This is a genomic window from Pseudomonas sp. PSPC3-2 (assembly GCF_049897085.1).
GTDB classification, from domain to species: Bacteria; Pseudomonadota; Gammaproteobacteria; order Pseudomonadales; family Pseudomonadaceae; genus Aquipseudomonas; species Aquipseudomonas paraveronii.
Genome location: NZ_JAFCVO010000005.1, coordinates 80,473 through 91,771, shown reverse-complemented (window position 1 = coordinate 91,771; position 11,299 = coordinate 80,473). Strand labels below are relative to the sequence as shown.

The window sequence follows — 11,299 nt, the reverse complement described above, 5'->3', positions numbered from 1 at the left end:
CGACCTGGCCGACCAGCGAGTGGTCGCGCCTGGCGGTGGATTTGAATGGGATGGTCGCGCGGTTTCGCCTCTAAAAATGTGGGAGGGGGCTTGCCCCCGATTGCGGTGTATCAGAATCAGATGTGCTGACTGACACTCAGCTATCGGGGGCAAGCCCCCTCCCATATTTAGATCGGCGCCCGTCGTTAAAACCTTTTTGACAGCGCGGCAATTCAACAGGTTAGAATCGCTGGCACGCAGACTGCATGGTCAGAATGCGCCCGTCTTAATTTTGCCCATGGAGTACTGCCTTTGAATGCGACAACCATCAACAGCCTGTTCTTGATCGGCGCGTTGCTGGTGAGTGCGAGCATTCTGGTGAGCTCTCTTTCGTCCCGCCTGGGCATCCCGATCCTGGTGATCATCCTGGCCGTGGGCATGGTCGCCGGCGTCGACGGCGGCGGCATCATCTTCGATAACTACCCGACCGCCTACCTGGTGGGCAACCTCGCCCTGGCCGTGATCCTGCTCGACGGCGGCTTACGCACACGGGTGGCAAGTTTTCGCGTGGCACTCTGGCCGGCGTTGTCGCTGGCCACGGTGGGGGTGTTGATTACCACCGGCCTCACCGGCATGGCCGCAGCCTGGCTGTTCGACCTCAATATCATTCAAGGCTTGCTGATCGGCGCGATTGTCGGCTCCACCGACGCCGCCGCAGTCTTCTCGCTGCTCGGCGGCAAGGGGCTCAACGAACGGGTCTCCGCCAGCCTGGAAATCGAATCCGGCAGCAACGACCCGATGGCGGTGTTCCTGACCGTCACCCTGATCGACATGCTCGCCAGCGGCCAGACCGGCCTGCACTGGAGCCTGCTGATTCACCTGGTGCGCGAGTTCGGCATCGGCGGCTTCATCGGCCTGGGCGGCGGCTGGCTGATGCTGCAGATGGTCAACCGGATCAACCTGGCCAACGGCCTGTACCCGATCCTGGTGATCGCCGGCGGCCTGTTTGTCTTCGCCTTGACCAACGCACTGCACGGCAGCGGCTTCCTCGCCGTGTACCTGTGCGGCCTGGTGATCGGCAACCGCCCGGTGCGCAGCCGTCATGGCATTTTGCATATGCTCGACGGCATGGCCTGGCTCGCCCAGATCGGCATGTTCCTGGTGCTGGGCCTGCTGGTCACGCCCCACGATCTGCTGCCGATTGCGCTGCCCGCCCTGGGCCTGGCGCTGTGGATGATCCTGTTTGCGCGGCCGCTGTCGGTGATGGTCGGCCTGCTGCCGTTCAAGGCGTTCCACGACCGTGAAAAAGCCTTTATCGCCTGGGTCGGTTTGCGCGGCGCGGTGCCGATCATTCTTGCGGTGTTCCCGCTGATGGCCGGCCTGCCCCATGCGCAGCTGTACTTCAACCTGGCGTTCTTTATCGTGCTGGTCTCGCTGCTGGTGCAAGGCACCAGCCTGCCGTGGGTGGCCAAGCTGCTGAAAGTAACCGTACCACCGGAGCCGGCGCCGATTTCCCGCGCTGCCCTGGAAGTCCACGTCACCAGCGAGTGGGAGCTGTTCGTCTACCGCCTGGGCGCGGAAAAATGGTGCATCGGCGCAGCCCTGCGCGAACTGAGAATGCCCGAAGGCACGCGCATCGCGGCACTGTTCCGTGGCCAGCAACTGCTCCATCCGTCGGGTAGCACGGTGCTGGAAGCCGACGACCTGCTCTGCGTGATCGGTCACGAACACAACCTGCCAGCCCTGGGCAAACTGTTCAGCCAGGCGCCGCAACGCGGCTTGGATTTGCGCTTCTTCGGCGACTTCGTCCTCGAAGGCGACGCCCAGCTCGGCGCGGTATCGGCGTTGTATGGCCTGCAACTCGAAGGCATCGACGCGGACATGCCATTGAGCCACTTCATCACCCAGAAAGTCGGCGGCGCGCCGGTGGTCGGCGACCAGGTGGAGTGGAACAACACGATCTGGACCGTCGCGGTCATGGACGGGAACAAGATCGGCAAAGTCGGCGTCAGATTCCCCGAAGGAAGTCGCCCGGGCCCCGGACTCTTCCTCTAAACTGCGGGGCAACACTGCCCCGTTTCTTCACCTTGCTCGACCGGTCTCTATGCCTACCCTGCGCACTTTTCTCGCCACTGCCCTGCTGGGCCTGACCCTTTGTGTCGGCAGCGTATACGCCGCCGACCCGCCCAACGCCGACGCTATCCAGCAAACCCTGGACAAGCTGCCCGACCGCAAGCTGCCCGACGCCGACATGAAGGCGCTGCAGGCGATCCTGCAGCAGACGTTGACCTACCTGGGCAACAAGCAGGATTACGAGCAGCGCCTGGCCGATCTCAAGCGCCAGTTGCAAGACGCCCCGCGCCTGACCAGCGAAAACCAGCGCGAATTGACCCGGCTCAAGGCGACTAAAGTCGTCCCGGTGGCCCAGCGCTACGCCACCTTGCCGGTGCCGCAACTGGAGCAACTGCTGGTACAGCGCACCACCCAGCAAGGCGACCTGCAAAAAGACCTGGCCGACGCCAACAGCCTGACCATCGCCGCCCAGACCCGCCCCGAGCGCGCCCAGACCGAAATCAGCAGCAGCCAGACGCGCATCCAGCAGATCAACGCGACCCTCAAGGCTGGCAAGGACAATGGCAAAACCCTCAGCGCCGACCAGCGCAACCAGTTGAACGCCGAACTGGCGTCGCTGAATGCACTGATCCCGCTGCGCCGCCAGGAACTGGCCGGCAACAGCCAACTGCAAGACCTGGGCAACAGCCAGCATGACCTGGTGGTGGAAAAAACCGCGCGCCTGGAGCAAGAGATCCAGGACCTGCAAACCCTGATCAACCAGAAACGCCTAGCCCAGTCCCAGCAGACGGTGACCCAACAGTCCATCGAAGCTCAGAAAGCCGGCGGCAGCAGCCTGTTGGCCACGGAAAGCGCGGCCAACCTGAAACTGTCCGACTACCTGCTTAAAAGCACCGACCGCCTCAACGACCTGACCCAGAAGAACCTGCAGACCAAGCAGCAACTGGACACCGTGACCCAGAGCGACTCGGCGCTGGACGAGCAGATCAACGTGCTCAAGGGCAGCCTGCTGCTGTCGAAGATTCTGTACAAACAGAAGCAGGCCTTGCCGCGCCTGACGGTCGACCGCGACCTGGCGGACAACATCGCCAACATTCGCCTGTACCAGTTCGAGGTCAACCAGCAACGCGAACTGATCAGCTCGCCCAGCACCTACGTGGATAACCTGCTGGCCAACCAGCCGCCGGATGAGGTCACCCCGCAATTGCGGCGCACCCTGCTGGAACTGGCGATTACCCGCAGCGACCTGCTCGAGCGCTTGAGCCGCGAGCTGAGCGCGCTGCTCAATGAATCGATCACCCTGCAACTGAACCAGAAACAACTGCTCAGCACCGCCACCAGCCTGCGTGCGACCCTTGATGAACAGATGTTCTGGATTCCCAGCAACAAGCCACTGGACACCGAGTGGCTGGAAACCGTCCCGGATCACCTGAGCAAGCAAGTCACCTCCCTGCCCTGGGCCTCCAGCGTCAGCGAACTGTACGACGGCCTGACCCAGCGCCCGCTGCTGTTCCTGCCGTTGCTGCTGTTGATCGGCGCGCTGCTGTGGCGGCGCAATGCCTTGTACGCACGCCTGAAAAAGGTCCACCTGGACATCGGCCACTTCAAGCGTGACAGCCAATGGCACACGCCCCAGGCGATCCTGGTGAATATCCTGCTGGCCATGCCCGTAGCCCTGGGCCTGGCGTTATGCGGTTATGCGTTGCAGATCGACGCCCGCGGGCAAAACGCCAACCTGGGCGCCGCACTGTTGCAGATCGCCCAGGCGTGGATGGTGTTTTACACCGCCTACCGAATCCTCGCGCCGGGCGGCGTAGCCGAATTGCACTTCCGCTGGGAACGTCCGCAGGTCGAATTCCTGCAAGGCTGGGTGCGCAAGCTCGGGCTCGTGGTACTGGCGCTGGTGGCCGTGGTGGCCATTGCCGAGCATCAGCCGGCGGCACTGGCCGACGACGTGCTCGGCATCGGCGTGGTGCTGACCTGCTACGCGCTGATGGCCTGGCTGTTGGGCCGCCTGCTGTTGCACAGCACGACCCACGAGAAAGCCTCACTCTTTCGCAAAGGCGCGGGCCTGTTGTTTACCGCGCTGCCCATCGCACTGTTTATCGCCGTGTGCTTTGGCTATTACTACACCGCCCTGAAGCTCAGCGATCGGTTGATCAACACCCTGTACCTGCTGATGTTCTGGCTGGTGATCGAAGCCACGTTCGTCCGCGGCCTGGGCGTCGCGGCCCGGCGTCTGGCCTATTCGCGGGCGCTGGCAAAACGCCAGGCCGCCAAAGAAGCCGGCGACGGCGAGGCGGTGATCGAAGAGCCGACCCTGGACATTGAACAGGTCAACGAACAATCCATGCGCCTGATCCGACTGGCCCTGCTCGGCGGCTTCATCGCGGCGCTGTACTGGGTGTGGTCGGATCTGATCTCGGTGTTTTCCTACCTGGACAACGTCACCCTCTACGAATACACCAGCGGCACCGGGGCCAATATCAGCATGGTGCCGATCAGCATCGGCGACATGCTCGGCGCGCTGATCATCATCGGCATCACGTTCGCCCTGGCGCGCAACCTGCCCGGTTTGCTGGAGGTGTTGGTGCTGTCCAAGCTGGACCTGGCCCAGGGCAGCGCCTACGCCACCACCACATTGCTGTCTTATGTGATTGCCGGCGTGGGGTTTGTCTCGACCCTGTCGACCCTCGGCGTGAGCTGGGACAAGTTGCAATGGCTGGTGGCGGCGCTGTCGGTGGGACTGGGCTTCGGCATGCAGGAGATCTTCGCCAACTTTATCTCCGGCATCATGATCCTGTTCGAGCGCCCGGTGCGGATCGGCGACACCATCACCATCGGCAACCTGTCAGGCACGGTGAGCAAGATCCGCATCCGCGCCACCACCATCACCGACTTCGACCGCAAGGACATCATTGTCCCGAACAAAACCTTCATCACCGGGCAACTGATCAACTGGTCGCTGACCGACACCATTACCCGGGTCACCCTCAAACTCGGCGTGGACTACGGCTCCGACCTCGACCTGGTGAAGGCCCTGCTGCTCCAGGCCGCGCGGGAAAACCCACGGGTCCTGAAAGACCCCGAACCGCACGTGTACTTCCTCAATTTCGGCGAAAGCACCCTCGACCACGAACTGCGCATGCACGTGCGTGACCTCGGTGACCGCAACCCGGTGGTCGACGAAGTGAACCGTTTTATCAACCGTGAGTTCAAGAATAACCATATCAACATCTCGTTCCGGCAGATGGAGGTTTACCTGAAAAACCTGCACGGCCAGGAGTACAAACTGGTGCCGGTGGAAGACGAAAAGCACACCGTCGCCAACCCGGCCAAGGCCCCAGACGCACCGCAGCCACCGCCAGGCAAAGTGGTCGACGCACCCGAGCCGCCGCCCTCCACGCTCGACTAAAGCGCCTATCCCCAGCAGAATGCTCGGACATTCTGCTGGAGATGGCCGGTGAAAGCCCTCGACGAACTGACCTTCGACAACCGCTTCGCACGCCTGGGCGACGCGTTCTCAACCCACGTCCTGCCCGAGCCCCTCGACGAACCGCGCCTGGTCGTGGCGAGCGACGCCGCCATGGCCCTGCTCGACCTCGACCCGGCCGTAGCAGAAACACCCGTATTCGCCGAGCTGTTCGGCGGCCACAAACTGTGGGCCGAAGCCGAACCGCGCGCGATGGTGTATTCCGGGCATCAATTCGGCTCCTACAACCCGCAACTGGGCGATGGCCGTGGCTTGCTGCTCGGCGAGGTGTATAACCGCGCCGGCGAACACTGGGACCTGCACCTCAAGGGCGCCGGGCAGACGCCCTACTCGCGCATGGGCGATGGCCGCGCAGTGCTGCGCTCGTCGATTCGGGAGTTCCTGGCGTCAGAAGCGCTGCACGCACTGGGCATCCCCAGCAGCCGTGCGCTGTGCGTGATCGGCTCCAGCACGCCGGTTTGGCGTGAGAAGCAGGAACGCGGGGCGATGGTGTTGCGCCTGGCCCATAGCCATATCCGCTTCGGCCATTTCGAATACTTCTACTACACCAAGAAGCCCGAGCAGCAGGCGGAACTGGCGGAACATGTATTGAAGCTGCACTTCCCCGAGTGCCAGGAACAGCCCGAACCGTACCTGGCGATGTTCCGCGAAGTCGTCGAACGCAACGCCGCACTGATCGCCAAATGGCAGGCCTATGGCTTCTGCCACGGGGTGATGAACACCGACAACATGTCGATCCTCGGCATCACCTTCGACTTCGGGCCGTTTGCGTTTCTCGACGACTTTGACGCGCACTTCGTCTGCAACCACTCCGATCATGAAGGGCGCTACTCCTTCAGCAATCAGGTGCCGATCGGGCAGTGGAACCTCAGTGCGCTGGCACAGGCGCTCACACCGTTCATCAGCGTCGATGCCTTGAAAGAAACCCTCGGCCTGTACCTGCCACTGTACCAGGCGCACTACCTGGACCTGATGCGCCGCCGGCTGGGGCTGACCACCGCCGAAGACGATGACCCGCAACTGGTGGAGCGCTTGCTGCAGTTGATGCAGAACAGCAGCGTTGACTACACGCTGTTCTTCCGGCGCCTGGGCGATGAGCCGGCGGCGCTCGCGCTGGCGCGGTTGCGTGACGACTTTGTCGACAGGCTCGGGTTCGATGCCTGGGCCGACGCGTACAAGGCCCGCGTGACACGCGATGGCGAGTACAGCGAAGAACAGCGCCGTGCGCGGATGCACGCGGTGAACCCGCTGTACATCCTGCGCAATTACCTCGCACAGAACGCCATCACCGCCGCCGAGTCGGGGGATTACAGCGAAGTGCGACGGCTGCAAGAGGTGTTGAGCAAGCCGTTTGAGGAACAGCCGGGGATGGAGCAGTACGCGCAGCGGCCGCCGGATTGGGGCAAGCATTTGGAGATTAGTTGTTCTTCGTAAGGAGACATCGACAGCCGATCGCCCATCGTCCTGGGCATGATCAGATGAACATGTCCACCGGCACCTTGAAGAACTCCGCCAGCCAACGAATCTGCCGCACGTTGAGCTGGCGCTTTCCACTGAGGATTTCTGAGACAACCGATTGAGCACCAACACCTGGCAAATCACTCTGCGTCAAACCATGCTCCTGCATCATCGATCGCAATACGTCGACGCCGCTCGCCTCTGGTACTGGCCAATGCTCCAAGTCATACGCCTCGACCCAGTCACCGATGATATCGACCACCCCCATCAACGGGTGCGCTTCGTCTTCCCCGACGATATCCAACAATTCGTCGAGCGCTTCCACCAGGACGTCATAGTCAGCCTCCGTTTTAGGCTTACGCAACAGCGGCGATATGAATTGCCAGTGCTCGGCTACTTGCTCGATCAGTACACTCATTTTCCAGTTACTCCTTCCATTTACCCTTGTCGTATTCCCGGTGGTCCAGAACATGCCGGATATAAAGGCGTTGCATGCGGTAGCGCACAGCCGCAACGAGTCTTAGCTTGTTGCCGCCAATATTGAAGACGTGTAATACCCCCACCTTATCCACTGTGGGGAAAACCGATCTCAACGCCGCAAAGTCTTCAGGACTGAGGACTTTTATTTTCCGATACCACTCATCCAACGCACTGGCTGAATGGGGCCATTTTTCCTTGGCATTTCGGATTTGCTTCGCACTAATCACTCGCATGCAACATCCCTATCGCATCTTGCTATGAAGGTTAAACCCGACCGCCAATTATCGCAATTTGCTATAACTGCGAACGGACCAATGGTGCTATGTCGAACAAGCCCTCAAAGCCTAGATAGCCCTGCACAAATCCACCCAGGCGAATCTGTGAGCATATGCGTCGTCGCCCTCGATCTTGATAAAACCTATGCCCGACTCCAAATAGGATCTATTGGCCAGTCTCAAAGGAGCGCCACCATGTCCAACCCTCTCGTCATTCCCTGCCCGCACTGCAACGGTCTCAACCGCATCCCCGGCGAACGCCTGGCTGACGCGCCGAAGTGCGGGCGCTGCAAGCAACCGGTGTTGTTGAACCAGCCTTTTGAGCTGAAACAGGGCGACTACGCCAGTCAGATCAAGGGCGACCTGCCGTTGCTGGTGGATGTGTGGGCCGAGTGGTGTGGGCCGTGCAAATCGTTCGCGCCGGTGTTTGAGCAGGCGGCTCGGCAGTTAGAGGGTAAATGTCGGTTGGCCAAGCTCGACAGCGAGGCCAATCAGCAGTTGTCAGCGCAGTTGGGGATTCGCTCGATTCCCAGTTTGATTCTGTTCAAGAACGGCCGCGAAGTGGCGCGCCAGAGTGGGGCGTTTCCGTTACCGCAGTTGATGAGCTGGCTGCGTAGCCAAGGGGTTTAACCCGACCTTGAGCACAACGCAGGCCAGTGTGGTGCTTTAGGTCAGGCGTTTTCCAGCAGGTTATGCAACTCCACAAACTGCTGCGTCAGCTTGTGCCGTGGGTCCAGGTGGATCAGTGGTTTGTTCTGCTGGTGCGACTCACGCATGCGTACCGAACTCGCCAGATACACCGGCAGCACCGGTAAGCCTTCGGCAATCAACTCGTCGAGCATCTGCTGCGGCAGGCTCGCCCGCGCCTGGAACTGGTTGACCACGATGCCTTCCACTTCCAGGCCTTCGTTGTGGTCTTCCTTCAATTCTTCGATTTCCGCCAGCACGCCATACAGAGCCTGGCGCGAGAAGCTGTCGCAATCGAAGGGGATCAATACACGATCAGCCGCAATCAGCGCCGAAACCGCATAAAAATTCAACGCCGGCGGGGTATCCAGGTAAATCCGGTCGTAGTCTTCGCTCAGCTCATCCAGCAGCTTTCGCAACTTGTTGATCTTGTGCTTGGCCTCGAGCTTGGGCTGCAAGTCCGCCAGCTCGGCGGTGGCGGTGATCACGTGCAGGTTGTCGAACGGCGTTTCGTAGATATCCACCCGGTTTTTCTTGGCGAACGGCCCGGAAGACAGGGTTTGCTTGAAGAACTCGGCAATACCCATCGGGATATCGTCGCCAGTCAGCCCAGTGAGGTACTGAGTGGAGTTGGCTTGTGCATCAAGGTCCACCAACAGGGTTCGATAGCCTTCACTGGCGCTGACCGCCGCCAGGTTACAGGCGATGCTGGACTTGCCAACCCCGCCTTTTTGATTGAACACCACGCGCCGCATGGAAAAACCTCCGGGTACCAATGAATGCCCGAGTGTAGAGGGCAAAAGCGCCTGTTAGCTACCTCGTTCATCCATGCACTGCTGCATTGATGCCCGGATGCAGGACTCAACGTACAAATGAAAAGGAACAGTCCGACAATCCAACTCGGCTCTCAGCCGAGGACAATCTGTAAATCTTCCCCTGCAAATTGTAATCAGCCGTGAACAATTGTTTACCAAAGTTTGCTAGAACCCCGCAGCACCGGGATAATGCACGCCATTCGGCTGTTGCTCCCTGTCCCGGTATTCGGGGCCAGTGGCCGCACATGGAAGCCCGCAGGGGCGGGATAACTTCTCAGTGATCAATTTCAATATCGCCCAATGGCGCGCCTGGGCCCCGGGCCTCGAAAGTGCGGACGACTGGCGCGCCTGGTGCAAGGCCCCCGTGTTGCTGCCCGCCAGCGAAGCCTCCCCCGACGTCTCGTTTTTACCGGCCATGCAGCGCCGCCGCCTGAGCCGCCTGGCGCGCATGGCATTCAGCGTAGGCTGGCCGATGGCCGAGGGTTTGCAAGACCTGCCGCTGGTGTTCATTTCCCGCCACGGCGAAACCCCGCGCACCCTCGACATCCTTAGCGACCTGGCCAACGACCAGCCACTGTCACCGACCCAGTTCAGCCTGTCGGTGCATAACGCGGTGATTGGCTTGTGGTCGATCCTGCGCAATGAAACCAGCGAAATGACCGCCCTTGCCGCCGCCGGCGATGGCCTGGAACACGGCATGCTCGAAGCGGCCGCGCTGCTCCACGAAGGCGCACCGGCGGTACTGCTGGTGATCACCGAGGAGCAGCCCCCCGAGGCCTACGCCAGCTGGATCATGGATGTACCCTTCCCTTACGCCCTCGGCCTGCTGCTGACACCAGGCGACGAGTGGCAACTGGGACTCACCAGCAGCACTGTCCAACCCACTCACACCCAGTGGCCCCACGCCCTGAACCTGCTGCGTGCCCTGTTGACCGAACAGGGCGCCTGCCAACATGCCTGGAAGAACCGCGTATGGAACTGGCAACGCAAACCGTGAACGATAAGCCACGGGACGCCTACTATTGGCGCCTGCTCGCCACCGCCGCCAGCTTCACGCTGTTTGGCGTCGGCGGCCTGTGCCTGCGTTTGTTGGTATTTCCGTTGCTCAGTTGCCTGCCGGGGACTGCCAAGCAGCACCAACGGCGTGCGCGCCACACCATCAGTCGCCTGTTCTGGTTGTTCATTCGGATGATGCAGCGCTTGGGCATTCTGACTTTCAGTGTCGACGGCGCCGACAAACTCGGGCGCCCCGGCCAGATGATCGTCGCCAACCACCCGTCACTGATCGACGTGGTATTCCTGATCGGCCTGATGCGCCAGACCAACTGCGTGGTCAAGCAGAGCCTGTTTCAAAACCCGTTCACTCGTGGACCGGTGCGCGATGCCGGCTACATCAGCAACGACGGCAGCGCGGACATGCTCGACGCCGCCGCCGATGCCCTGCGCGAAGGTCAGACCCTGATCATCTTTCCAGAAGGCACCCGCACCACACCCGGCGCGGCGCCTGCCTTTCATCGCGGCGCCGCCGCGATTGCGTTGCGCGGTGCGACAATCATCACCCCCGTGGTGATCAAGGTCAGCCCGACCACCCTGACCAAGGCCGAACCCTGGTATCGCATTCCTAAACGCCGCTTTCACTTCAGTTTACGGGTGGGTGCCGATATAGAACCACAGGCGTTCGCCGCACTCGGGCCCGCGCCCCAGGCTTCACGCAAGCTCAACGATTACCTGCATCACTATTTCATTAAGGAGCTCGCCGAAGATGAGCAACCCAAACAGCCTTGAGCACGACATAAAGACGCTGATCATCGAGGCCCTGGGCCTGGAAGACATCAGCGTCGACGACATCAAAAGCGAAGATCCCCTGTTCGGCGAAGGCCTGGGCCTGGACTCAGTCGATGCCCTGGAACTGGGCCTGGCGATCCAGAAAAAGTACGGCATCAAGATAGATGCCGACGCCAAGGACACCCGCAATCACTTCACCAACGTGGCCAGCCTTGCGGCGTTCGTCACGGCCAGAAAGGCAGCTTGAGACCGTA

General features: G+C 61.2%; 10 protein-coding genes. 7 read left to right on the top strand and 3 right to left on the bottom strand.

The features are described from left to right. Positions 1 to 291: 291 nt before the first annotated feature. The 3 genes from ACP7CJ_RS10575 to selO are packed head-to-tail and all read left to right on the top strand — an operon-like array spanning position 292 to position 6,979. Positions 292 to 2,034, top strand: a complete 1,743-nt coding sequence (locus tag ACP7CJ_RS10575; protein WP_276195987.1) for a potassium/proton antiporter — start codon at positions 292 to 294, stop codon at positions 2,032 to 2,034. A 49-nt stretch (positions 2,035 to 2,083) separates the two neighbouring features. After that, on the top strand, positions 2,084 to 5,467 hold the full coding sequence (gene mscK / locus ACP7CJ_RS10570; protein ID WP_276195985.1) for a mechanosensitive channel MscK: 3,384 nt from the start codon (positions 2,084 to 2,086) through the stop codon (positions 5,465 to 5,467). A gap of 48 nt (positions 5,468 to 5,515) precedes the next feature. After that, on the top strand, positions 5,516 to 6,979 hold the full coding sequence (selO, locus tag ACP7CJ_RS10565) for a protein adenylyltransferase SelO (RefSeq protein ID WP_426100457.1): 1,464 nt from the start codon (positions 5,516 to 5,518) through the stop codon (positions 6,977 to 6,979). Between the two features lie 40 nt (positions 6,980 to 7,019). On the opposite strand, the gene ACP7CJ_RS10560 is transcribed toward selO, so the two are convergent. Beyond that, positions 7,020 to 7,421, bottom strand: coding sequence for a helix-turn-helix domain-containing protein (locus ACP7CJ_RS10560; protein ID WP_198718327.1), 402 nt, complete (start codon positions 7,419 to 7,421; stop codon positions 7,020 to 7,022). 7 nt (positions 7,422 to 7,428) lie between these two features. Continuing rightward, positions 7,429 to 7,716, bottom strand: a complete 288-nt coding sequence (locus ACP7CJ_RS10555; RefSeq protein ID WP_276195982.1) for a type II toxin-antitoxin system HigB family toxin — start codon at positions 7,714 to 7,716, stop codon at positions 7,429 to 7,431. A 237-nt stretch (positions 7,717 to 7,953) separates the two neighbouring features. Here ACP7CJ_RS10555 and trxC point away from each other — a divergent pair, with 237 nt between their 5' ends. After that, positions 7,954 to 8,388, top strand: coding sequence for a thioredoxin TrxC (trxC, locus tag ACP7CJ_RS10550; RefSeq protein WP_276195980.1), 435 nt, complete (start codon positions 7,954 to 7,956; stop codon positions 8,386 to 8,388). Between the two features lie 41 nt (positions 8,389 to 8,429). Here the strand turns inward: trxC and ACP7CJ_RS10545 are convergent, their stop codons facing one another. Beyond that, positions 8,430 to 9,200, bottom strand: coding sequence for a ParA family protein (locus tag ACP7CJ_RS10545; RefSeq protein ID WP_247397237.1), 771 nt, complete (start codon positions 9,198 to 9,200; stop codon positions 8,430 to 8,432). Positions 9,201 to 9,537: 337 nt separating this feature from the next. Here ACP7CJ_RS10545 and ACP7CJ_RS10540 point away from each other — a divergent pair, with 337 nt between their 5' ends. Genes ACP7CJ_RS10540 through ACP7CJ_RS10530 form a run of 3 tightly spaced genes read left to right on the top strand, consistent with a single transcriptional unit; the run spans position 9,538 to position 11,292 of the window. Then, the gene (locus ACP7CJ_RS10540; protein ID WP_276195977.1) at positions 9,538 to 10,257 is read left to right on the top strand and encodes a beta-ketoacyl synthase chain length factor; all 720 of its coding nucleotides are present in this window, start codon (positions 9,538 to 9,540) and stop codon (positions 10,255 to 10,257) included. Then, positions 10,233 to 11,045, top strand: a complete 813-nt coding sequence (locus ACP7CJ_RS10535) for a lysophospholipid acyltransferase family protein (RefSeq protein WP_276195976.1) — start codon at positions 10,233 to 10,235, stop codon at positions 11,043 to 11,045. The genes ACP7CJ_RS10540 and ACP7CJ_RS10535 overlap by 25 nt, the downstream gene beginning before the upstream one ends. Further along, positions 11,023 to 11,292, top strand: a complete 270-nt coding sequence (locus tag ACP7CJ_RS10530; protein ID WP_247397227.1) for a phosphopantetheine-binding protein — start codon at positions 11,023 to 11,025, stop codon at positions 11,290 to 11,292. The genes ACP7CJ_RS10535 and ACP7CJ_RS10530 overlap by 23 nt, the downstream gene beginning before the upstream one ends. Positions 11,293 to 11,299: the final 7 nt, after the last annotated feature.